The organism is Candidatus Poriferisocius sp. (genome assembly GCF_965208475.1).
Lineage (GTDB): Bacteria > Actinomycetota > Acidimicrobiia > Acidimicrobiales > Bin134 > Poriferisocius.
In genome coordinates this window covers 293,325-316,561 of the sequence record NZ_OZ242338.1, presented here as the reverse complement: position 1 = coordinate 316,561, position 23,237 = coordinate 293,325, and the positions used below count along the sequence as shown (strand labels likewise).

The following is a 23,237-nucleotide window of genomic DNA, read 5'->3' as shown; positions in this document are numbered from 1 at the left end:
AAGGATCATGGCCGCATCTCCCGGTCGACCAGAACCGCCCGGCCCTCAACGATGGTGTGGCGCACCCTGCCGCGGACACGGCGGCCGGCATAAGGGGTGTTGCGGGAGCGGCTGGCCGAGTCGCTGGGGTCAACGGTCCATGTCTCATTGGGGTCGAACACGCACAGGTTGGCTTGGGCGTCGGGGGCGATCGGGCCGCCGTGGGCGCCGTTCAGGCCGGCGATGGCCGCCGGCTGCCAGCTGAGCAGTCCCACCACCTTCGCCACCGGCAGGCCCAACTCGGTCAGGGCCAGAGCCAGGGCGGTCTCCAAGCCCAACATCCCCGGCGGCGCCTGGTCGAAGGGCTGCTCTTTGGCGTCGGGGGGATGGGGTGCGTGGTCGGTGGCGATGGCGTCGATGGCACCGTCGCCGAGGCCCTCGCGCACCGCGTCCCGGTCGTCGGCCGGGCGCAGGGGAGGGTTGACCTTGAACACCGGGTCGTAGGAGGCGCAGGCCTCATCGGTAAGGGTGAAGTGGTGGGTGGCGGCCTCGGCGGTCACCATCACTCCGGCCTGGCGGGCCGCTCCGACCATGGCGACGGAGCCTCCAGTGGAGACGTGCTGGAAGTGGACGCGGGCGCCGGTGAACCGGCTGAGGGCAATGTCTCGCATCACCATCAGCTCCTCGGCCTCGGCGGGCACACCGGGGATGCCCAAGCGGCTCGACCACTCCCCCTCGTGCATATGGCCCCCCGCGGCCAACGAGTCCACCTCGCAGTGCTGGGCCAGCACCACATCGAGTCCGGCGGCGTATTCCAACGCCCGGCGCATGAGTCCGGCGTCCTGCACGCCGTTGCCGTCGTCGGTGAACATGCGCACCCCCAGCGCGGCCATCTCGGCCATGGGGGCCAGCCGCTCGCCCTGGCGGTCCACGGTGATTGCCCCGGCGGCGTACACCTGACACGGCGCTGAGCGGCCCAGGGCCAGCACTTCCTGCACAACCGCGGCGCAGTCGATGGGCGGGTCGGTGTTGGGCATGGCCACCACCGCGCTGAACCCGCCCCGCACCGCGGCCCAGCCCCCGCTTTCAATGGTCTCGGCCTCCTCGGCGCCGGGCTGGCGCAGGTGGGTGTGCAGGTCGACGAAGCCGGGGGCCACCACGCAGCCGGAGGCATCCAAGATCTCATCACCCGACAAATCGGGGCCGACGGCGGCAATCCGGCCGTCGGCGACAACCACATCGGCCAAACGCTCCCCGCTCTGGTCGATGACCAGGCCCCCCTTGATAACGGTGCTCATGGGGCTTCGTCCTCCGAGCGCGGCTCGGGGTCGGCGGCCAGCAGGAGATACAAAACAGCCATCCGCACCGCCACCCCGTGGCGGACCTGCTCGTTGAGGGTGGCGTTGGGCCGGTCCAGCACCTCGGGGGCGATCTCCACGCCCCGGTTCACCGGGCCGGGGTGCATGACCAGTGCACTGGGATGCAGGTGGGCCGCACGGTCTACGGTGAGCCCCCACTGGGCGGTGTACTCCCGCAGCGACGGCAGCAGGGCCTCAGACTGGCGTTCGGATTGCACCCGCAGCCCGTACACCACGTCGCAGTCGCTGAGCACCGCATCGAGGCTGAAGCTGACATCAACCGGCCAGGCGCCCACCGCCGGAGGCAGCAGCGTAGGCGGGGCCACCAGGGTGACCTTGGCCCCCAGCGCGGTGAACGCCAGCACGCAGGAGCGGGCCACCCGGGAGTGCTTGATGTCGCCCAGGATCACGATGCGCCGACCGGACACCGAGCCGAGCCGGTCGCGGATGGTGTAGCAGTCGAGCAGGGCCTGGGTGGGGTGCTCGTGCCAGCCGTCGCCGGCGTTGACCACGCTGGCATGGGTCCAGGCCGCGGCCTGCTGAGGCACCCCGGCCGACCCATGGCGAATCACTATGGCATCGGGGCCCATCGCTGAGATGGTGTTCACCGTGTCGCGCACCGACTCCCCCTTGTTCACCGATGAGCTGGACACGCCGAAACCCATAACGTCGGCCGACAGGCGCCGGGCGGCCACCTCGAACGAAAGCCGGGTGCGGGTGGAGTCCTCGTAGAACAGCATGGCCACTGTTTTGCCCCGCAAGGCGGGCACCTTGGGGATGGGCCGTTGCGACACCTCGGTGAAGTGGTCGGCCAGGCGGCAAATCTCGTCGATGCCCTCCGCGCCCAGATCGTTGACCGACAAGAGGTGCTTCACTTGACCACCTCCCCGAGATCTACTCCCTCGCGGTGGGCATCCACCACCTCGTCGCGGCGAGTGGGCAGGTTCTTTCCCACGAAGTCGGGGCGGATGGGCAGCTCCCGGTGGCCCCGGTCGATCATCACTGCGAGCTGCACCGCCCGGGGACGGCCATAGGTGGTGAGGGCGTCGAGCGCGGCCCGGATGGTGCGCCCGGTGAACAGCACGTCGTCCACCAACACCACCGCCTGGCCGTCGAGGCTGACCGGGATGTGGGTAGGGGCCTCAGGCAGGAGGGGTCGCAGGCCGATGTCGTCGCGGTGAAACGCCACATCCAAGGTGCCCAGCGGGGGATGCCCCCCCTCGATCTCCCCCATAGTGTGAGCCAGTTGCTCGGCCAGCCACACTCCGCCAGTCTGAAGCCCGATAAGCACCACGCCATCGAGTCCGTGGTTGCGCTCGACTATCTCGTGGGCCATGCGCCAGATGGCCCGACCGATCTCGTCGGCGTCCATAACCCGGGTGCGGGCAACGAAAACGCCCCCGTACGGGGGCGTTCTTCGGCGCTCGCGTTCAGCCAAACTCGGATTCCTCCATGTCCGTATGGGCCTCACCGGACCCACTTCACGGGTGTTTCGGAAACTATACACCCGCCGGTGTTCAGATCGGGGATGGCATTTGCCTATTGGCCCTCACTCGGGCGGGCAGCCAATGCCACCTGGGACAACAGGCCGTTTATGAATCCGGCGGAGGCGGGGGTGGAGTATTCGTGGGCCAGCTCAACCGCCTCGTTGATGATCACCGCCACGGAGATGTCGGTGCTGTGGGAGAGCTCGAAGCTGGCCATGCGCAGGATGGCCCTATCCAGCGCGGGCATCCGGGCCACCGGCCAGCGCGCCGAGAACTCCTCCAAGCGGGCATCGATCTCCGCCTGGTGATGGGCCGTCCCGGTGACCAGGGTGTGGGCGTAGGGGTCGAGGGGCAGCTCTTGGGCGGCAACCAGCTCGGCCATCTCCATGCCCTTGACCTCGGCTTCATAGAGCAGGCCCAGAGCCCTCTCCCTGACCTGGCGGCGCGGTGATCCGGCAACCAGCGGATCGGGTGTGCTCATGACTCGGATCTGGCCAATGCCGGCTGGGAGAACAGAGGGCTAGCCGGTCAGGCCCGGCTGATGTAGGCGCCGGTGCGGGTGTCCACCTTGACGCGCTCGCCCGGGTTCAAGAATAGGGGCACCTGCACCACCAGGCCGGTCTGGCAGGTGGCCGGCTTGGTGGCCCCCGACACCCGGTCGCCCTGAACACCGGGCTCGGTCTGGGTTATGTCGAGCTCCACCGCGGCCGGCAGGTCGGTGCCCACGATCTCGGCGCCGAACATGTTGAGGATGACGGAGTTGTTCTCCACCAGATAGTTGACCGCCTCTCCCAGTACCTCAGCGCTCACATGAAGCTGGTCGTAGGTCTCGGTGTCCATGAACACGTAGCCGTCGCCGTCGGAGTACAGGTACTGCATCTCCCGGCGGTCGATGTTGGCCCTCTCCACCTTCTCCCCGGCCCGGAAAGTGCGCTCGACGACAGCGCCGGTGCGGGCGTTCTTCAGGGTGGTGCGCACGAATGCCCCGCCCTTGCCCGGCTTGACATGCTGGAACTCGACCACGTTGAACAAGCCGTCGTCGAGGTTCAGCGCCATGCCGTTCTTGAGGTCGTTGGTGGTGATCGTGGGCATGGCCAAAGTCTGGCCCAAGCAATGCCCTCAGGCCACAGCGAGCGCCGGTGCGGACCAGGGCCAAATCGCCGGTCCCGACGGTCCAGCGGGCTGCATCAGCTTTGCCGGCCGAACCAGGTGTCGTGGAGCCGCTGGTAGGTTCCGTTCTCGACTAAGGCCAACAGCGCGAGGTTTATGCGCTCGCGCAGTTCCTCATCGTCGGGGCTGAGCATGAGGCCGTACTGGACCCTCTGAAAGTCCGATCCCACTGTCGTGACTTCACCGGCGCCTTCGCGGGCGGCGTGGAACTGAAGCACGGGAGCGTCAAACACCACGGCATCCACCTCGCCTTCCAGCAGGAGCGGGTAGGCGTCGTCGATGTTGTCCACCAGCACCGGTCCCACCCCGATTGAGGGAAGGTACGTCTCCCCGGCTGAGTGGGTGGCGGTGGCCACCCGCTTGCCCGCCAGGTCGGAGGGGCCGGAGATCTCTGATCGCAGCTCGTTCACCGCCAGCGACGAGGCGATGGCCGCAGTGAAGCTGGCGAATACCAGGGTGCCCAAGCCAATCCACACCAGCGCCAGCACCCGTCCCCGCGTGCCGCGGGCCACCTTGTCGCCGTACCCGACAGTGCTCATGGTGACCACCGACCAATAGAACGAGTCCCAGATGCCGCGCCGGTAGGGGACCGCGAAATCCGGATTGTGATGGCGCTCCAACCACCAGATCAAGTGGGCGGCAACCAGCACCGCCACCCCGAACACCACCAGCAGCCACGGCAGGTCCGAGGATGCGATGGCATCGAGGAAGGCAACGATCCGCTCGCCGATGCTCCGCGACGAATCGTTGAGCACGAGGATGGTCAAGCCGGAGTCGAGGACTGGATGGGAGAAGTCCACCACCTCCTCTCGAGACCCGGTGATGGCCACCCCTCCCAATCCGAGCCGGGCAACACCCCGGCCTATGTCGTCGATCTGCTTGGCGGTGGTGTCTACCGCAGAGATCTCCACCGCCATGCCCAATTTGGCCGCCACCAGCCGCACCAACTCGACTTCGAAGCCGCTGTAAATGCGGTTCTCGTAGATCACGAACGGCGCCAGCGCCCTCGCCGCCACCTTCAGAGTGCCCCCGGGCGCGGTCTCGTCCACTGTGGGCGCCTCGATCCCCACCGCGTCGGGATCGGCGGCCGAGACCCAGCGATTGACCATTGCCAGATTGGCCGCCACCCACTCCTCGGCGTGGCGCCGTATATCCGCGGGATCGCCGCCAGTGGTGACCATGCGGACGTTCTGATCGGAGATGTCGGCCAGCGGGATGACCACCTGTTCCAGCAGGCGACGAATCGTCGGGTTGGCGTCCAGGAAATCGGTGTTGGCCACCGCTCGTATGTCGTTGGGAGGCCAGCCGGTCTGGCAGGGATCGTGGGCGCAACCGGGAATCCCGGCGATCATCGTCTGGTCGAGCGCTGAGGACTGATCGGGGGGCAGCGACGGGAACGGGGTTTCCAGCCACACCACATCAGAGCCGGGAACCAGCTCGCCGGCTGTCCAATTGGGCGTCCAGGTGAAATACAGCACCGGCTGCCCAGCCCGGTAGCGGTCGATGGTCTCGGAAATCAGCGGGGAGTAGTCGCCCTGCACATGCTCCACCGTGCCGGTCAATCCGTAGGCGTCGATGTGGTGGTCGATGGTGGCCGCGCAGGACCATCCGACGTTGCAGCCCACCAGGTCGGCCCGGCCGTCGCCGTCGTGGTCGAACAGCCCCGCTACGGCAGGGTCGGACAAGTCGCCCAGGTTTGCGATCCCGTGCGCCTCGGCGGTGGCGGCATCCACGAAATAACCCTGCAACGCCCCGTCGTCCACCGCAGTGCCGACCACCGAGACCGCGGCGCGGTCGGGAATGAATACTTCATGGGACGGGAACCAACCGTTGGCCCACAGATCGACCTCGCCCTCAGACACCGCGGCATAGAACTCGGCGTTGTCCATCGTCGTGGGACCGTCGACCCGGTAGCCCAGCCGCTCCAAGAGCAGCCGGTAGACCTCCGCCTGGAACCACCCCGTGTCCCAAGTGGCGCGGGCCAACCGAGCCCGGGGCGCGTCGTCGGAATTGTCCTGCGCGGCAGCTACGGCACCCAGAGGCAGCGCCAAGACGCCCAGCACCAGAGCCAATAGGGCAACCAGCACTCGGCGGAGTGAAGGATGCACCATCAGTCAGTTTGTCGGGTCAGCCCCTTGCGGTGGCGAGCCATCTGTCGACGGTGTCGCGGTTGGCCTCGATCCAGTCGGCGGCATCGGCTTTGATCTGGGCCTCTGAGTAGCCCAGATCCGCGCCGGCCATAGCGGCGTTTTGGGCCGCGATGTCCGACAGCGGTATCGACACCACCTCCAGCAGGCGGCGTATGTCGGAGTTGTCGTCGAGGAAGTCCTCGTTGCCAACGGCGCGGATGCTGCTCACGGCCCAGCCGAGGTTGCAGGGATCAGAAGCGCAGCCCCGGAGGCCCTGAACCTCGGTGCTCGCCTCCTCATCGTCGAGGGCGGGCGATTCGAGCCAAACAACATCAGTGCCCGGGGTGAGCACCTGGTAGGTCCAGTTGGGCGTCCAGGCATAGAACAGCACGGGCTCGCCGGAGGCGACTCGATCCCTTACCCCTGCGACCAGGCTGTTGTAGTCGCCGGAGATCTGCTCCACGTTGGGGCCCCAACCGAGCTCGCCAATGTGGGAGTCGATGACATTCTGGCAGCCCCAACCGTCGTTGCAGCCGATCAAGTCGGCGAGTCCGTCGCCGTCTTGATCGAAGATTCGGGCTACCGATGCGTCAGCAAGCTGGCTCATGGAGGTGATCCCCCTGGCGTCAGCCGTCGCCTTGTCGATCATGTATCCCTGAAGGGCGCCGGAGCGCACCTGGAAGCCCACGGGCTCAATGGGCAGATCGACAGACTGGCCGGTGACCCGCTCACCCTCCAGGTAGATGTCGTGCAGGGGGAACCAGCCGTTGACCCAGAGGTCGAACTGGCCACTGGCCAGCGCGGGGTAGAACCCGTTGGGGTCACGGGTGTTATCGGCTGGGTCGCTGACCTCGTAGCCCAGCTCTCCAATGAGCTGGGCGTAGATGGCGGCCTGCATGTAGCCGCTGTCCCAGTTGGCTCGGGCCATCGTGACGGTTCCGTCGTCTTCGTCGGTTCCGCAACCCGCGATCACCAGCGCCATGGCGGCGAGCACGGCCAGCAGGATTCTTGCCGTCCGGCCGGCAGTGCCTCGCCGATTCCCTTTTCGACTAGTCATGGGAGGCCTCCTCGCGTTGCATGACGGGTCCATCGGTGGGCCCTGCCTCAAGCCGAGACTTGACCTCCTCGATCAGACCGCTGTGCCGACTTCGGAACAGTGCCTCGTCGTAGTGGCCCTCCAGCAGATCCAGCTCTTCGTTGAACACCTTCTTGAGGCTCCACAACATCACGAGAAGGATCAGAGCGAAGGGAAGACCGGTGGACACCGCCGCGGTCTGCAAGGCCGACAGCCCTCCGCCGAGGAGCAGGACCACGGCGACCGCGCCCTCCATCATCGCCCAGAAAACCCGCTGGGGCTTCGGCGAGTCCAGCTTGCCGCCCGAAGTGAGGTGGTCAACCACCAGCGACCCCGAGTCGGAGGAGGTCACGAAGAACGACACCAGCAGCAATACACCGACCAGCGACACGAAGTCGGTGAGCGGGAACGCCTCCAGCATGTCGAACAGAGCCGTGGCCACGTTGTCGTTCACCGCAGTGGCGACATCTCGCTCACCGGTGAGCTGCAAGTCGATGGCTGCGCCGCCGAAGACGGAGAACCAGGCGAAACACAGCAGCGATGGCAAGAAGATGACGCCGGTAAGAAGCTCGCGAACCGATCGGCCCTTGGATATGCGGGCGATGAACATGCCCACGAACGGCGACCACGAGATCCACCATCCCCAATAGAAGATCGTCCAGCCGGCTTGCCAGTTGGTGCCGGTGAAGGCCTCGTTCCAGAACCCGAACTCGGGGATGATCTGAACGTAGTAGCCGACACTCTGGGTGAACAGCGAGAGTATGAACAGCGTCGGGCCAACCAGGGCCACGAACAACAGGAAGGCCCCAGCCAGGTAGATGTTGAGCTGGCTGAGCCTCTTGACTCCCGCATCGAGGCCCGCGACCACCGAGATGGTGGCCAGACCGGTGATGGCGGCGATGAGCAAGATCTGAAAGCCGGTGCCCGAGGGCACGCCGTAGAGCTTGTTGAGCCCGGCGGCGGCCTGCTGCGCTCCGAGGCCCAGCGAGGTTGCCAGGCCGAACAGGGTGGCCACGACGGTCAGGGTGTCGATGGCGTTGCCCCAGTTGCCGTAGATCCTCGGCCCCAAGATGGGGTAGAAGATCGAGCGGAAGGTGAGCGGGAGGCCCCGGTTGTAGGCGAAGAAGCCCAGCGCCAGCGCCACCAGCCCGTATAGGGCCCAGGCATGCACGCCCCAGTGCAGGAACGTGGTTGCCACCGCGGCCTTGGCCGCCTCTCCAGTGCCTGGATCAGCGCCGAACAGCGGGGGAGGCGACGCCAGGTGGTAGATCGGCTCAGCCACGCCCCAGAACATCAGCCCGATGCCGATGCCGGCCGAAATCAGCATCGCATACCACGCCCCGGTGGAGAACTCCGGACGGGCGTAAGGGCCTCCAAGCCGGATCTTCCCGTACCGGCTGAACGCAAAGTACAGCGCCACAAACAAGAAGATGTTGAAGTCGATGACGTAGAGCCAGCCGAGCTTCTCGTTGATGAACGAGAGGACCTCGCTAAAGACATCGCTTGCCGTGTCCTGGAATATCAGCGTCCAGCCGATGAAAACCAGCAGGAACCCGGCCGACCAGAGGGTGACTTGCGGATGGATGTCGAAGCCGTACTTGACAATGTTCTTGTCACCGGGCTCGCGGTCGGCCACCTCCGGGTAGAAGTCGATGTCGGGATCAATCTGGAGACCCTGGAAGGGCTGGCGGTCGCGGATAGCCTCATCCCGCAGACGATCCTCCTCGGCCTCCCATTCTAGGAGGGCTTGCGTGGCCTCCGTGAGGTCTACGTCGGTGTCATCTGGGCTTCGGCGGCTGCGCGATCCCCCCGACGCCGTGGCGCCTGCGTCGTCCATGATGGTCCCCCCCATTAGATTTCAATGAACCAGCGACGCTCCGATGTACGGACAGTTTGGTTGGATACCCAGAGTTTCGGGGGCTAGCTAGCTCGCAGAGGCAGCCACCTCGGCCCCGTTCTCAATTTGGGGTCCGGTCCTCCTATTCGCCGCTGTGAGCAATTGCTCTGGCGAGTTTCTACCAGCAAGCATCTGTCAGAGTCAAGAGGCAACTAAACCGATTTCAATGACATCATGAGCAGCCCGTCGCGTGGTTTCGGGGACTGTCAGCGGGATCGGTGTCCGCCGAGGTGTCCCGACGACAAGACGCATCGGGCGTGTGCTCGCGGCATCCAGGCGTTGCATCGAGAAGCCGGTCGAGGTTCAAGCAGGGAAGCGTCGCCTGGTGTGTGCATCGCTTCCTGCCCGCGGATCTGTTCAATGCTGTCAACCGTGATTACGTCTGCGACTCGGAATGCGCCGCCGGTTCCAGGTTCAATACACCCGGTATTGAGCAGGTGTCGCCATGCACGGGTGAGGGTTCTCGGGTTGCTGGGCATTGCTTCAGCCATTTGTTGAGGAGTGGCTTCACCGCCAAATCCAGCAAGGTGGCTGAGGTATGCCTGTTCTGTTTCGTTGAGGGCATGCCATGCGGGGAGCGAAACCCGTTCATGCATCAATCGGTTCGCTTCGGTTATCGCCCCGTTGACGGACCGCCAGTCGATTGGGTGAGCAGGCGCATCGGCGGCGTTCCAGGCGCAGTACCCTACGAGTTGCATCTTGTACGGCAGTGAACCGGCCGCCGCGACCAATGCGCCCAGCACTCCGTCCTCGAATGATCCGCCGGCGTCTCTGACTGCTCCATTCAAGAACCGCTGCGAGTCGATGGGGCTCAACGGAGGCATGTCTTCTCGGTTGCAGCGAGCGAAGAATGTCATCCGCTTGTCTTCAAGCAGGGTATGTTTCATTTCAGAAAGCCCCGCTCCCAAGAACGCCAGCGGTAGACCTTCGCCCTTGGTGATGTGCTGAAGGTCGGCCGCGAGCCGACGGAGTTCAGTGGGGTCGCCACTGTGAATCTCGTCCAATACCAGCAGCACCGCGGTGTCGTGCAACGCTGCGTGCTCCGCGAGTGACGACAATTGACGGCGAAGCGCCCACTTGGGACGAACCTCGCGAAGCGTTTCGCGCTGCCATTGCGCTGGCGGAATCTTAATCGTCAGCGCATGGCGCTTGGTCACCTCACCGTCGTCGTCTGGCATTGTTTCAGAGGACTCACGCGCCCAGGCGATCAGTTCGTTGACGCGTTGTTGAACTCCGGCGGTTGTTGCGTCCACTGTCAGCACTGTCCAGCCGGATGCTTGAGCCTCGTTTTTGATGTGGTTCAAGACGACGGTCTTGCCTGAACCGCGGGCGCCCAACAGCATGGATGTGAACCTCGGATCACGCGGTCCCGACTCCAGGCCTTTTCGCAGCGACCCCACCAGGTTGTCGCGTCCGACTAGACGGTATGGCTGCTGCCCGAAATCTGGGGTGAAGGGATTGCTGGGAAGTTCGTCGGCTTGAACTCTGCGCAGCACGCCAACAACCCTAGTACACGACCTGTCGCACAAACGCACTAGCTGTCGCATAAACTTGCTCTCGTTGCTCATCGAAGACACGAGCCGGAGTGCAACCAGCTCCATCTCGGCAACGCGTTTGGCGTCTGGGAGTGAGCGTTGTGGGAACCCAGTTCACCGCGACCTCGTGGCTTGACGCCTCAGAGAGGGTAACCCGGAACACCACCTTGCCGCCCTCGGGCCCCGAGGCGTCTTCCACCGTTATCGTGGCCGTGGTCTGCGGCGGCGGGGGATCGTCGGCGGCGGCGACGGCGACTGTGGCCGCTTTGGCCGTTCCGAGGTCGTAGCCGGTTCCGTCGACGAGGGTCGCGGTTACCGACCCGTCGGCCTCATCGGCCGAGTCGCCTGCGGTGGAGACCGCGAACGCGTCGCGGCCCGAAATAGGGACGGTCACTGTCCGCGACCCGACAGCCGCGCCGAAATCGCCGCTGGCCGACACCGTCACGGCGACCGACAACGCGCTCGCCGGCACCGGGCTCTGGGTGCTGCCCTCCTCGAGCCAGTCCTGGACGGCCTTCCACGGGTTGCCGCAATACCTTGAACATGGAGGTGTTGGGAACCACCTGCTGGTGGACCGTACTGGACTTGAACCAGTGACCTCTCGCGTGTGAGGCGAGCGCTCTAGCCAGCTGAGCTAACGGTCCGGGGCCGTTCAGGGTAGCTCAGGCCAAGCGGGGGGAGCGAAGAGATAGAGCTCCTCTTACCCTCAGGCTGCCGAGGGCCACATCGGCGGAGCGAAGAGTTGTTCGCAGTGGGACATGGCTTGGAGAACCCGCACATCGCTGAGCTGAGAGCCGACAATCTGGAGTCCGACCGGCATGCCGTCGGAGGCAAAACCAGCCCTCACGCTGCCCGCCGGGAGGCGGGTCAGGTTGTACGGATAGGTGTGGCGGATCCAAGCGTCGGTGTGGTGGCCGTTGACCACGCCCTTTTCCCCGCTCTCGGGGAAAAGGCCGGCCACGGTGGGGGTAAGCAGCAAATCGGCATCGTCCAGCACTTCGGCCACGGTCTCGGCCATGGCGTGGAAGGTGTCCAGCGCCTGATTGAAATCGGCCACCTTGGGGCCGGTGGACAAGCCCAGGTAGTAGCGCAGACCAGGGGTGATCTGATCCATCTGCTCTTCGGTCAATTCGTCGAATTCGCCCGACACCGCGTTCGCCGACAACAGCACGTACTCCCAGATGGGGTCGTCGAACAGGGCCTCGTCTCGAACCTCTACCTCCATCCCGGCCGCCTCCATCTCGGAAATGGCGGCCTCGCAAACGCCAGCCACCTCCGAATCGGTGGGCTTGCCGTCGGGCGAAGGGCACCACACCGCCCTCTGCGGCTGCCAGCCCTCGTTGAGCGCCTCCCGCCACGACCGGTCGGGACGGGGCAGCGAGTTGAGGTCGCGAGGCGACGGCCCCATGACAAGGTCGGACACGAAGGCGACATCGGCCACCCGCAGCGCCATCGGGCCGTGAACCGAAATGGGCCACAGCCGTGACGGACCTTCCACCGGTATCCGGCCCAGGCTGGCCTTGAAACCCGAGAAGCCGCAGGCCGCGGCGGGTATGCGGATCGACCCGCCTCCATCGGAGCCGGTACACAGCGGCACCAGCCCGGCAACCAGCGCGGCCGCGGTGCCCCCCGACGACCCGCCGGGAGAGCGCTTCGGGTTCCAGGGATTTGCTGTGGGGCCGAACAGGGGGTTGTAGGTGTCGCCGGTCCAGCCGAACTCCGGCGTGTTGGTCTTGCCCATCACCACGCCGCCCGCGGCTCGCAGCCGCCCCACCAGCACGCTGTCGGCTTCGGCGGGCGGATCGTCGGCGTGCAGCATCGAGCCCTGGGTGGTCACATACCCCGCCGCGTCCTCCAGATCCTTGACCCCGAACGGAATGCCGGCCAACGGTCCGACCTCATCGCCGGAGGCCAGTCGGGCATCGATCTCGTCGGCGGTGGCCAAAGACAGCTCTGGGTTAGTGGCCACAAAGGCATTCAGCTCTTCTTGCGCCTCTATGGCCGCCAGCGAGGCCTCGACCATCTCCCGGGCCGAAACCTCCCGGCTCTGCACCACCGCGGCCCACTCCTGCACCGACCGCTCCCGAAAGTCCATCTGCATCTCCTATGTTGCCGAAATCTTGACAGTACAGGCCGATGTTTGAATGGCTAGTGGTCGCCAAGGGCGTTGGCCACAGATTCCAAGCCCGCGGCTCGGCTGGCCTTGACCAACACCGCGGTGTCACTGTCGACCGCGCCCAGGGCGGCCACCGCGGCAGCGGCGTCGACCACAGGAGCCAACCCGTAGTCGGCGGTGGCCACCGGGATGATCTCGATACCCAGTTCTCGGGCCAATGCGCCTATAGCGGCGTGCTCGGCGGCGGCCCGCTCCCCCAGTTCGGCCATGACTCCGAGCACCGCCACCCGACGGGGGCGGTTCACTGCGGCCAGCGAACGCAAGGCGGCGGTCATGGACATGGGGTTGGCGTTGTAGGCATCGTTTATGAGCACCGCCCCCGAGGCCAACTCGGTCACCTCCATGCGCCACGGCGACAGCTTGGCCGAGCCCAAACCAGCGGCGATCTCATCGATTCTCACTCCCACCGCCAACGCGGCCGCCGCCGCGGCCAAGGCATTGTCCACCATGTGCTCGCCGCGAGCCGCCAGGGCCACCTCGGCCTGCCCGTTCGGGGTCTCCAAACGGAACCGGGCCCGCAGCCCATCGTCCACACTCACCCCAGAGGCCCGCACTTCGCCCCCAGAGCGGCCAAAAGTCAGCACCTGGGCCTCGGTTCGCTCAGCCATGGCCGCCACCAGCGGATTGTCGGCGTTGAGCACGGCCACGCCCGATGGGTCCAGTGACTCCACCAGCTCGCCCTTGGCCTCGGCCACCGCCTCCACCGTGCCGAACAGCTCGGTATGGGCCGCACCCACCGCGGTCACCACGCCGACGGTGGGCCGGCTCAGCGAGCACAGCCAGGCGATGTGGCCCCGGCCCCGGGCGCCCATCTCCACCACCGCTGCCTCGGCGCTCTCCGGGCGGTTCACCAGGGTGAGCGGCACCCCCAGCTCGTTGTTGAACGACATCGGGCTGGCGTGAGTCGGCCGGTCGGCCCCGATGGCGGCGGCGGCCATGTCCTTCACCGAAGTCTTGCCCACCGACCCGGTGATGCCCACCACCGGGCCGTCGAACCGGCCGCGGGCAAAGCGTCCCAACTCGGCCAACGCGGCGGCGGTGTCGTCCACCTCTACCGCGGTTGCTCTTCGGGGTGCCGCTTCTCCTCGGGGTGATTGTGCGGTCAGATAGGCCGCTGCCCCCGCAACCAGCGCGTCGCCGATGAAGTCGTGGCCGTCTCGCTCGGCCACCACCGGCACGAACAACTCACCCTGCGCCACCGTCCGGGAGTCGATCGACACCCCGGACACCGCGACATCGGGGCCAACCAGTCGACCGCCCACCGCCTGGGCCACCTCCGACGCCATGAGCCTCACCCCCCTAGCCTCCCACCATCAGCCCGAGCGGTGGGGTACCGTCGGCCTGTGGGATCTCGCACCCGCTTGGTGCTGCTTTTCGGCGGCCGGTCGGCCGAGCACGACGTGTCTTGCGTTTCGGCTCGCCATGTGGCCGCCGCTGCCGACAAAGATCGCTTCGAGGTCGTGGCGCTGGGCATCACACGAGAGGGTCAGTGGCAGTTGGCCGAGCTTCCCGAACCCCTTCCCGACCATCTGGATGCCGACGGACTCGGCGTAGCGCCAGCCGAGATATTCGCCGAGCCCGACTCGGTGGTGTTCCCCCTGGTACACGGCCCCATGGGCGAGGACGGCACCCTCCAGGGCCTGCTGGAGGTGGCCGACGTTCCCTATGTGGGATCGGGGGTGCTGGCCTCGTCGCTGTGCATGGACAAGGCCATGGCCAAGCTGGTGTGTACCCAGCATGGCCTGCCCCAATGCCGATACCTGTCGGCCTCAGCCGACGACGATCCCGAAACCGTGGCCAGGGCTGCCATCGCCGAACTGGGGCTGCCGCTATTCGTGAAACCGGCCAACATGGGCTCGTCGGTGGGGGTGAGCAGGGCCACCACCGAGCTCGAGGCGGTGCAGGCCCTAGAGGCAGCCGGCCAGTACGACCAAACCATCATGATCGAGGAGGCCATCGCCGGCCAGGAGATCGAGGTGTCGGTGCTGGGCAATAAAGACCCGGTGGCCTCGGTCCCCGGAGAGATCGTGCCCGGTGCTGAGTTCTACGACTACGCCGACAAGTACCTCACCGACGGCGCCAAGCTGCTGGTTCCCGCTGAGATTCCCCAGTCAGCCGCCGACGAGGCGCGTCGTTTGGCCATAGACGCCTACCGCGTCCTGCGGTGCGAGGGCATGGCCCGAGTGGACTTCTTATACGAGCCCACCGGACGAGGAATGCTGCTCAGCGAGGTGAACACCATCCCCGGATTCACCCCCATAAGCATGTACCCCAAGCTGTGGGAGGCATCGGGCCTCCCCTACCCGCAGCTCATCGAGACGCTGGTCGACTTGGCCATCGAGCGCTACGAGCGCCGTCTCCAACACCGCCGCATCGACCGCTAAGAGCGTGAGTGGGCTGGGGAAAAGTGCCTGGGTTTGGTAGAACACTGCGGTGATCTCTGATGCGCTGGCCGGCAAGCGACTGGCGATCACCGGCACGACCGGCTTTTTGGGCACCGCCCTCGTGGAGCGGCTGCTGCGCTGCGTGCCCGAGGTGGAGTTGGTGCTTTTGGTACGCCCCGGCCGTCGAGGCGTGGAGCAACGCATCCGCCGGGAGATCATCCGCAACGATGTATTCAACCGGCTGCGCGACGAACTGGGCGCCGACGAATTCGAGCGTCTGTGCCAAGAGCGGGTCACCGGGGTGGCCGGCGACGTGGGGGTCGACGGGCTGGACCTCGACAACGCCGGCCGGGAGCTGATCGCCACCAGCGACATCGTCATCCACTCGGCCGCCGCGGTGGCGTTCGACAATCCGCTGGATACCGCAGTGGAGGTCAACCTCATGGGGCCGGTGCGCCTGGTGCAGATGCTCAGCGAGATGGGGGCGTCTCCCCACTTCATCGCGGTGTCCACCTGCTACGTGGCCGGCAGCCGCCGAGGGAACGCCCCCGAGGAGCCGCTGGTCGACGGCCCCATGTACGTGCCGGTGTCGTGGCAGGAGGAGGCCGAGGCCAGCCGCCGCCGGCGCATCACCACCGAGACCGAGAGCCGCGATCCCAGTCGCCTGGCCGAGTTCCGCAGCCGAGCCCGCCACGAGCTGGGCGCGGCCGGCGCCCCGGCGCTGGCCGCCAAGACCGAGCAGCTCCGCAGCCGATGGGTCCACGACCACATGGTGGAATCCGGCCGATCGCGGGCGTCGTCTTTGGGATTCCCCGACGCCTACGCCTTCACCAAGGCCCTGGCCGAGACCGCGGTGGCGGAGATCAAGGGCGACCTCAAGGTCACTACCGTGAGGCCGTCGATCATCGAGTCGGCCTACTCCGAGCCCTTCCCGGGGTGGATCCGGGGATTCCGCATGGCCGAGCCCATCATCATCGGCTACGGGAGGGGGCTACTCACCGACTTTCCCGGCATCCCCCAGGGGGTGCTGGACGTTATCCCGGTGGACCTGGTGGCCGCCGCCATCTGCGCGGTGGCCGCCCAAGGCCACGATCCTGAGCGGCCGGTGATCCAGGTGGCATCGGGAGCGGTCAACCCGTTCCGGCTCAACCAGCTGGCCGACTTGGCCCACGGCTGGTTCAGCGAGAACCCCATCTATGACGACCGCGACCAGCCCATTCCCCCGCCCAACTGGACCTATCCGGGCCGGGGCCGGGTGGTCCGCCAGCTCAAGCGGCTGCGCACCGGGCTGAATGCGGGCGAGCGGGTGCTGGGGCGGCTGCCCATCCGAGGCCGGCAGGCCGAGATCACCGCCGATCTGGACGAGCGCCGCGACCAAGTGGAGCGAGCCCTGGGCTACGTGGAGCTTTACGGGGCCTACACCGAGTGCGAGGCCCTATTTGGACTAGACCGGCTGCTGGAGCTGTGGGACAGCCTCGACGACGATGACCAACAGGCATTCTGCTTCGACCCCCGGATCATCGACTGGCCCCACTATGTGACCGACATCCACCTGCCCACCGTGGTGGCCCAGGGCCGGGTCAAGACCGCCCCGTCTGGGCGGTCGGGGCCGTCCCGCAAACACCGCCAGCGAACCCAGGTGCTTTCCCCCGACCGGCACATGGCGGCCTTCGATCTGGAGAACACGGTCATCGCCGCCAACGTGGTCATGGCCTACGGCTGGCTGGCCACCCGGCGCCTCCCCCTCGACGAACGGGCCCGACTGGTGGCCAAGATTCTGCTGGAGGCCCCGTCGCTGTTGGCGCTGGACCACCGGGACCGCAGCGACTTCCTCCGCCACTTCTACCGCCGCTACGAAGGGGCGCCGGTGGGGCAGATGGCCGAGGACTCCGGGGAGATGTTCAGCGACCTGATCTTGACCCAGGCCTACCCCGCGGCCATCCGCCGGGTGCGCCGGCACCGGGCCGCGGGCCATACCACCGTTCTCATCACCGGCGCTCTCGACTTCATTGTGGAGCCGCTTCGCCCCCTGTTCGACCACATCGTGTGCGCCGAGCTGGGCCAGTCCCACGGCCTCTACACCGGCCAGTTGGCCGAGGTTCCGCCCACCAGCGAGTCCCGCGCCGAGGTGCTGCGGGACTTCGCCAACTCCGAGGGCCTGCTGATGTCGGAGTCGGTGGCCTACGCCGACTCGGCCAGCGACCTGGCCCTGCTGGAGGCGGTGGGCTATCCGGTGGCGGTGAACCCCGAGCCCAAGCTGGCCATGCTGGCCCGCAAGCGGGGCTGGCTAATCGAGTACTTCGACAAAGCCCCCGGCGGCCCCCGCAAGCTGCTGCCCATCGGATCCCGGAAGGCGTCATGAAAGACCGAATTAGGCCCACCCCCCGACCGGGCATGGTGCTGGAGGTCGACCGCTCCACCCCGCCGATCCTGTTCCACCACGGCGAGGGGTTCCGCACCGAGAAGCTCCCCGCCGGTCGCAGCCGGGTTATCTACCCGGCCGAGCCGCTGTTGGGCCTGGCCGACCCCGAGGGCGCCATCCGCCGGGCGCTGCTCAACCCCATCGACCAGGATCCGCTGCCCGCCCAACTCCGGCCGGGCATGAAGCTCACCATCGCCTTCGACGACATCTCCCTGCCGCTGCCGCCCATGCGCCGACCCGACATCCGCCAGATGGTCATTGAGCAGGTGCTGGAGATGGCCGCGGCGGCCGGGGTGGACGACGTCCACGTCATCGCCGCTTTGGCCCTGCACCGGCGCATGACCGAGGCCGAGTTGCGCCACGCGGTGGGCGACCGCACCTACGACGCCTTCGCCCCCTCGGGATGCCTCTACAACCACGACGCCGAGGACCCCGACGGCATGGTCATGCTGGGCACCACCCCCCACGGCGAGGAGGTGCAGTTCTCCAAGCGGGCCGCCGACAGCGATCTGGTGGTGTACGTGAACATCAACCTGGTGGCCATGGACGGCGGCCACAAGAGCACCGCCACCGGCCTGGCCGGCTACCGGGGGCTTCGCCACCACCACAACGTGAAGACCATGCAGGAGTCCCGCTCGTTCATGGACCAGCACCGCTCCGAGCTGCACGCCTCCAACTGGCGCATGGGCGAGGTGCTGCGCGACGCCGGGGTGAAGATCTTCCAGATTGAGACGACGGTCAACAACAACACCTTCGGGGTGGACGGCCCCCTGGCCATGCTCCAAAAGCGGGAGTGGGAGTGGACCGCCAAGGACCGGGCCGCGTTCGTGGCCATGACCACCGGGCTGAACTACGCCCCGCCCCAGATGGCCCGGCAGATTTTCCAGTCGTGGCGGTCGCCCTACGAGCTGACCTCGGTGCAGGCCGGCGAGGTGGAGGCCGTCCACAAGGTGACCACCGAGAACGTGTACGAACAGCACCTGGTGCCGGTGGAGGGCCAGACCGACATCTTGACCATGGGCCTGCCCTACATCTGCCCCTACAACGTGAACTCGGTGATGAACCCGATCCTGGTCATGTGTTTGGGCCTGGGCTACTTCTTCAACCTGTATCGGGGCCGCCCGCTGGTGCGGGAGGGCGGCGTGGTCATCATGGGCCACCCCACCCGGTGGGAGTTCCACCCGGTACACCACCCCAGCTACATCGACTTCTTCGAGCAGGTGCTGGCCGACACCACCGACCCGGTGGAGATCGAGGCCCGCTACGAGCGCCAGTTCGCTGAAGACGAGTGGTACATCCACCTGTACCGCACGTCGTACGCCTACCACGGCGTCCACCCCTTCTACATGTGGTATTGGGGGGCGCACGCCCTCCAGCACCTGGGCGAGGTCATCATCGTGGGCGGCGACACCCGAGCGGTGCAGCGCATGGGCTTTCGCCCCGCGTCCACCCTCCAGGACGCCCTGGAGATCGCCAGCGACACCGTGGGCCGCCAGCCCACCGTCACCCACCTCCACAATCCCCCCATCCTGATGGCCGATGTCAGCTAGGCGGGCGATCTCGAAGCTGGAGTTCCCCTACCGGGCGGGCCGACCGCCGGTGGGGGTGCCGCCCGCGCCCCAGACCAAGAACCGAGGCGCCGACTACGACACCGACTGGGCCCGCAAGCCGGCGGCCCGGGCCGCCCGGCGGGTTATCACCGAAGTCGTGATGCAGCCAACGATGACCGCCCTGGCCCGGCCCCAGCGCAAGGGCTTGGACCGGTTGGAGCGCCTCGACGGCCCGGTGATCTTCGCCGCCAACCACCACAGCCACATCGACACCCCGTTGCTGTTCACCTCTATCCCGTCCCGGTGGCGCCACCGGCTGGTGGTGGGGGCGGCGTCGGACTACTTCTTCGCCGGGGCGCTCAAGTCGGCTGCCTCGGCACTGGTGATCGGCGCCATCCCCATCGAGCGCTCCAAGGTGGGACGGCGCTCGGCCCGGCTGGCCGCATCGCTCATCGAGGACGGCTGGAGCCTGCTCATCTTCCCCGAGGGCGGCCGCAGCCCCGACGGCTGGGGCCAGCCATTCTTGGGCGGGGCCGGCTACCTGGCGGTGCGCTGCGGCGTGCCGGTGGTACCGGTTCACGTGGAGGGAACCGACCGAATCCTGCCCAAGGGCCGCAAGGTGCCCAAGGTGTCGGCCACCACCATCACCTTTGGCGACCCCCTGGTGCCCACTGAACAAGACAATGCCCGGCGGTTCGCGGCCCGCATCGAGGTGGCGGTGGCCACCCTGGCCGACGAGTGCGCCACCGACTGGTACCAGGCCCGCCGCCGGGCCCACGCCGGCACCACCCCCGGACTCACCGGCCCCAGCATCTCCCCCTGGCGCCGAGCCTGGGCCCTAGGCGACCGCTCCCCCCGCTCCCGCCGCCAACACCGCCGCTGGCCCTGATGGCACAGAACCCTCCCATTCCGTGCTCTACCACGAAGACATGCGGATCCAGAGGTGCGCCATGTCCAAGATTCAGTGCAGCAACCCATACCACGCTAAGGGCGGTTGACAATTCTCGAGTAGCGAACTCGAATCCCGCTCACGGCCCCAGCAGTGAGAGGGGCACCACGTCTACTCCGTCGGGGCGGCGGTATGCCTGGCGGCCGAGAGCAGTGAGGAGCACATGAGCCGCCGGTGGGCCGCGGCGGGAGTTCTTGACAGCCTGGCAGGCCACGGTCAATAGCGATTCGGCCGCGTCATCCAATGCCGAGGGCACGCCTCCGAGTTTGACCTCCACTGCCATCCACCGTCCGTCAGGATGCTCGATCACGGCATCCAGTTCTCGATGCTTGTCGTCGTGGTAGTGCCAGACAGACATGTCATGGGCTTCTGCGTACACCCGCAAATCTCTGATCGCCAGCGACTCGAACAAGAGTCCAAGCGTCCTGAGATCAGAAGACAGCTGATCGGGCCCCGCCCGCAGCACGGCTGTCGCCAGCGATGGATCGACCATGTGACGCTTGGGAGATTGGCGCAAGACTGATTTGGAGCGCATCGCCGGCACCCAGCCATCAAGGTCATCCAGCACGAATAGCCGGTGCATGGCATCGAGATAGCCGCTGGCGGCATGACGGCCCAAGGGTGGCCCGTCACCGGCGGTGTCCCGGGCCAGCGATGCCTGGGTGGCGATGGTCGCACTGTGGCGGGCGTGCGAGCGCATAAGACGCATGACCTTCGCTGGATCGCGACGCACACCGGTCTCCAGCGGCAGATCAGCCCTGACGGTCTCGTTCAGGTAGCCGATCAGCAGCCTCTGGGCGGCATCGGAGGGCATCCCCAGATGCCGGGGCCATCCGCCCGCACAAGTGATCTCCGACCAAGCCCGAAGCGACCTCTCCACCGTTCGGGCTGTTGGCGGTGGTTCGCCAGCCATCAATGAGCGCAGCGACACCTCACCGGTGGAATGACCGGTCTCGAACAGCGACATCGGCCGCAGGCGGACGCGGATCAACCGCCCCGCACCGGAGTGGCGGGTGACATCGTCGACCTTCTCAGCGGAGCCGGTCAAGACGAACCGGCCGGGATCGCGGCCTTCGTCGCAAACGCCCCTGATGGCGTTCCACAGCTCGGGCACTCGCTGATACTCGTCCACAAGTTTGGGGTAGGGACCCTCACGGAGAGCGTCTCGCGGCGACGCCCGAGCAAATGCCAGATCATTGGCGTCAGCGTCCAGCAGCAGCTTGGAACGGGCCATGCTCAACCCAGCCCAGGTCTTCCCACAGCCCTTCGCGCCCTCCAGCAGCACCATCGGCGCCGCGGCAAGTGCTCGGCGTATCGAGGATTCCGCTACTCGGGGGATGTACCCAGAGGGGGTGAGAAAACTGTTGTCGATCACCCAACCCTACCAATTCCGCTACCTGTGATCTACTATTTCCGCAAAGTATAATCTACCAATTCCGCCATTACCGATCTACCATTCCCGCCGATGGAGTCCCTGGGTTCGCTGGAGGACGTGGACTACGCAGACCGCGCCGATCCCAACCATGTGGGCAAGCCCCGTCTGGGCGCCGGGATGTTGTCGTTCACCGGCCTCGTGGCGCAACTGGGCAGTGATCTCGCAGATCTGGCCGATTCCCGTCGGGCCGATGGGGTGGCCCATGGCCAACAGACCGCCCGACGGGCTGATTGCCACCCGTCCCCCGATGTCGAAGTCGCCGTTCATGAGGTGCTCGGCGGCTCGGCCTGGCTCGCTGATGCCCATCGCCTCGACGTACAGCAGCTCCTCTACGGTGAACGCGTCGTGCAGTTCCACGATGTCGAGGTCGGCCGGGCCCATCGAGGCGTCGTCTAGGGCCTGGCGGGTGGTTTCGGCGGTTAGCGCGGCATCGAAATTCTCGCCGTCGTAGACAGTCTCTGACCGCGCCGCGGAGGCGACGACCCGGACGGACCGCTGGGAATCGAGGCCGAGTCTCTCGATGGCGTCGTCCGACGCAACGATTGCGGCGGCGGCGCCTTCGCCGATCGGGGTGCATTGCAGCCGCGTGAGAACGCCGCTGATCTGGGGCGGCTCCATGACCTGTTCGAGAGTCCGGGCCTTGCGGCGTTGCGCATTGGGATTGAGAGCGCCATTGCGGCTGTTCTTGACCGCGACCGCCGCGAAATGCTCTGGGGTCGCGCCATGGTCGTGCATGTATCGCTCGGCTAGGAGGGCGAAGTGGGTGAACGGTGCGACGCGTCTGCCCACGAGGTCCTTCACCCCCGCAGCCGCCTGAGGCGAGGAGAACTTCATCGGCTTGTCGACACCCACGGCAATGGCGACGTCAACAATGCCGGCGGCAACTTCGATACAGGCCTGGCGGAACGCGCTTGATCCCGACGCTGAGGCGTTCTCAATCTGAACCACGGGGATGCCAGTGGACCCGAGATGGCGGTACATGAGCCGCGACAGCGCCATCGAGGTGGTAGCGGTGCCCGTGCAGGCCGACTCGATATCGGCCCAGCGAAGGCCGGCATCGGCCAGAGCGGCGCGGACCGCTTGAACGCCGAGTTCGGTGTAAGGCGTGTCGCTTGGCCGCTGGTAGGGGTGGAGGCCGACGCCGACGACGCGAACGGGGCGAAGAGCCAACAGTGGGCGGTTCATCAATCTGCCCTGGTGAATGCCGGCTCGACGACATCGTTGCCGTCATCGTCGACCCGGAGGACCTGCCAGGTGCCTTGTACCCGATCGCCGATCCGCAGCTCGTCGCCGGTGCCTGAGGCGACCATGGCTCGAATCAGCGGCCCGTCGTCGAGCCTGATGTCGGCAACGACGAAGGGGGCCGCTGGTTCACCGCGATGACGGTTGACTGTCGCTATCGAGTGGACTTCACCGACCGTGGCCAGCGCGACCGGCTCGAGCTGCTCTTCGGGTCCGCCGCAGCCATCGCAGCCAATCGTCAGCGGCGGGAAGCAGACCCGCCCGCACGCGCTGCACCGGGTGCCCCGCAGGGCGGGCTCTTCGCAATCCGACGAGTAGAGATCCGGCTTCGCGGCGACTCGCATAAGGGCGTCTGCGTCCTCTCGATGGCACTTACTTGCTAAGCGCTCAGCATGTTATCTTTGCGATGTGGTGGGGTTGGCGCTCGCACGAGAAGCATTGGTTTCGAT

Annotated in this window: 19 protein-coding genes and 1 tRNA gene; 4 read left to right on the top strand and 16 right to left on the bottom strand. The window is 66.6% G+C overall.

What is annotated here, in order from left to right; genetic code table 11:
* Window positions 1-5: 5 nt before the first annotated feature.
* The 13 genes from ACOGXA_RS01495 to ACOGXA_RS01435 all read right to left on the bottom strand — a co-directional run bounded on the left by ACOGXA_RS01495 (window position 6) and on the right by ACOGXA_RS01435 (window position 14,101).
* Window positions 6-1,277: a dihydroorotase gene (locus tag ACOGXA_RS01495; protein WP_419925524.1), complete on the bottom strand. Its 1,272-nt coding sequence runs from the start codon at window positions 1,275-1,277 to the stop codon at window positions 6-8.
* Window positions 1,274-2,212, bottom strand: coding sequence for an aspartate carbamoyltransferase catalytic subunit (locus ACOGXA_RS01490; protein ID WP_419925523.1), 939 nt, complete (start codon window positions 2,210-2,212; stop codon window positions 1,274-1,276). Before ACOGXA_RS01490 ends, ACOGXA_RS01495 begins: the two co-directional genes overlap by 4 nt.
* A complete protein-coding gene (gene pyrR, locus ACOGXA_RS01485; protein ID WP_419925522.1) occupies window positions 2,209-2,775 on the bottom strand; it encodes a bifunctional pyr operon transcriptional regulator/uracil phosphoribosyltransferase PyrR in 567 nt (188 codons plus the stop codon). Before pyrR ends, ACOGXA_RS01490 begins: the two co-directional genes overlap by 4 nt.
* Before the next feature lie 101 nt (window positions 2,776-2,876).
* On the bottom strand, window positions 2,877-3,305 hold the full coding sequence (gene nusB / locus ACOGXA_RS01480; protein ID WP_419925521.1) for a transcription antitermination factor NusB: 429 nt from the start codon (window positions 3,303-3,305) through the stop codon (window positions 2,877-2,879).
* A gap of 47 nt (window positions 3,306-3,352) precedes the next feature.
* Window positions 3,353-3,916: an elongation factor P gene (gene efp, locus ACOGXA_RS01475; protein ID WP_419925520.1), complete on the bottom strand. Its 564-nt coding sequence runs from the start codon at window positions 3,914-3,916 to the stop codon at window positions 3,353-3,355.
* A gap of 95 nt (window positions 3,917-4,011) precedes the next feature.
* The gene (proX, locus tag ACOGXA_RS01470) at window positions 4,012-6,102 is read right to left on the bottom strand and encodes a glycine betaine/L-proline ABC transporter substrate-binding protein ProX (RefSeq protein ID WP_419925519.1); all 2,091 of its coding nucleotides are present in this window, start codon (window positions 6,100-6,102) and stop codon (window positions 4,012-4,014) included.
* Between the two features lie 19 nt (window positions 6,103-6,121).
* Window positions 6,122-7,180: a glycine betaine/L-proline ABC transporter substrate-binding protein ProX gene (gene proX, locus ACOGXA_RS01465; RefSeq protein WP_419925518.1), complete on the bottom strand. Its 1,059-nt coding sequence runs from the start codon at window positions 7,178-7,180 to the stop codon at window positions 6,122-6,124.
* On the bottom strand, window positions 7,173-9,035 hold the full coding sequence (locus tag ACOGXA_RS01460) for a BCCT family transporter (RefSeq protein ID WP_419925517.1): 1,863 nt from the start codon (window positions 9,033-9,035) through the stop codon (window positions 7,173-7,175). The genes proX (ACOGXA_RS01465) and ACOGXA_RS01460 overlap by 8 nt, the downstream gene beginning before the upstream one ends.
* Before the next feature lie 266 nt (window positions 9,036-9,301).
* A complete protein-coding gene (locus ACOGXA_RS01455) occupies window positions 9,302-10,642 on the bottom strand; it encodes an AAA family ATPase (RefSeq protein ID WP_419927023.1) in 1,341 nt (446 codons plus the stop codon).
* The gene (locus ACOGXA_RS01450) at window positions 10,602-11,102 is read right to left on the bottom strand and encodes a hypothetical protein (protein ID WP_419925516.1); all 501 of its coding nucleotides are present in this window, start codon (window positions 11,100-11,102) and stop codon (window positions 10,602-10,604) included. Before ACOGXA_RS01450 ends, ACOGXA_RS01455 begins: the two co-directional genes overlap by 41 nt.
* A 95-nt stretch (window positions 11,103-11,197) precedes the next feature.
* Window positions 11,198-11,274, bottom strand: a tRNA-Val gene (locus ACOGXA_RS01445).
* 62 nt (window positions 11,275-11,336) lie between these two features.
* Window positions 11,337-12,725: an amidase gene (locus tag ACOGXA_RS01440; RefSeq protein ID WP_419925515.1), complete on the bottom strand. Its 1,389-nt coding sequence runs from the start codon at window positions 12,723-12,725 to the stop codon at window positions 11,337-11,339.
* A gap of 53 nt (window positions 12,726-12,778) precedes the next feature.
* A complete protein-coding gene (locus ACOGXA_RS01435) occupies window positions 12,779-14,101 on the bottom strand; it encodes a UDP-N-acetylmuramoyl-tripeptide--D-alanyl-D-alanine ligase (RefSeq protein WP_419925514.1) in 1,323 nt (440 codons plus the stop codon).
* Between the two features lie 48 nt (window positions 14,102-14,149).
* Between ACOGXA_RS01435 and ACOGXA_RS01430 the strand changes: the two genes are divergently transcribed.
* Genes ACOGXA_RS01430 through ACOGXA_RS01415 form a run of 4 tightly spaced genes read left to right on the top strand, consistent with a single transcriptional unit; the run spans window position 14,150 to window position 20,051 of the window.
* On the top strand, window positions 14,150-15,190 hold the full coding sequence (locus ACOGXA_RS01430) for a D-alanine--D-alanine ligase family protein (RefSeq protein ID WP_419925513.1): 1,041 nt from the start codon (window positions 14,150-14,152) through the stop codon (window positions 15,188-15,190).
* 49 nt (window positions 15,191-15,239) lie between these two features.
* Window positions 15,240-17,552: an HAD-IB family hydrolase gene (locus ACOGXA_RS01425; protein WP_419925512.1), complete on the top strand. Its 2,313-nt coding sequence runs from the start codon at window positions 15,240-15,242 to the stop codon at window positions 17,550-17,552.
* On the top strand, window positions 17,549-19,162 hold the full coding sequence (locus tag ACOGXA_RS01420) for a lactate racemase domain-containing protein (protein ID WP_419925511.1): 1,614 nt from the start codon (window positions 17,549-17,551) through the stop codon (window positions 19,160-19,162). Before ACOGXA_RS01425 ends, ACOGXA_RS01420 begins: the two co-directional genes overlap by 4 nt.
* Window positions 19,152-20,051, top strand: a complete 900-nt coding sequence (locus ACOGXA_RS01415; RefSeq protein WP_419925510.1) for a lysophospholipid acyltransferase family protein — start codon at window positions 19,152-19,154, stop codon at window positions 20,049-20,051. The genes ACOGXA_RS01420 and ACOGXA_RS01415 overlap by 11 nt, the downstream gene beginning before the upstream one ends.
* A gap of 139 nt (window positions 20,052-20,190) precedes the next feature.
* On the opposite strand, the gene ACOGXA_RS01410 is transcribed toward ACOGXA_RS01415, so the two are convergent.
* The 3 genes from ACOGXA_RS01410 to ACOGXA_RS01400 all read right to left on the bottom strand — a co-directional run bounded on the left by ACOGXA_RS01410 (window position 20,191) and on the right by ACOGXA_RS01400 (window position 23,132).
* On the bottom strand, window positions 20,191-21,486 hold the full coding sequence (locus tag ACOGXA_RS01410) for an ATP-binding protein (RefSeq protein ID WP_419925509.1): 1,296 nt from the start codon (window positions 21,484-21,486) through the stop codon (window positions 20,191-20,193).
* Window positions 21,487-21,561: 75 nt separating this feature from the next.
* Window positions 21,562-22,731 carry a thiolase family protein gene (locus ACOGXA_RS01405; RefSeq protein ID WP_419925508.1) on the bottom strand — a complete coding sequence of 390 codons (1,170 nt, stop codon included), beginning with the start codon at window positions 22,729-22,731 and terminating at the stop codon, window positions 21,562-21,564.
* Complete coding sequence (locus ACOGXA_RS01400) at window positions 22,731-23,132, bottom strand: Zn-ribbon domain-containing OB-fold protein (protein ID WP_419925507.1); 402 nt, start codon at window positions 23,130-23,132, stop codon at window positions 22,731-22,733. Before ACOGXA_RS01400 ends, ACOGXA_RS01405 begins: the two co-directional genes overlap by 1 nt.
* Window positions 23,133-23,237: the final 105 nt, after the last annotated feature.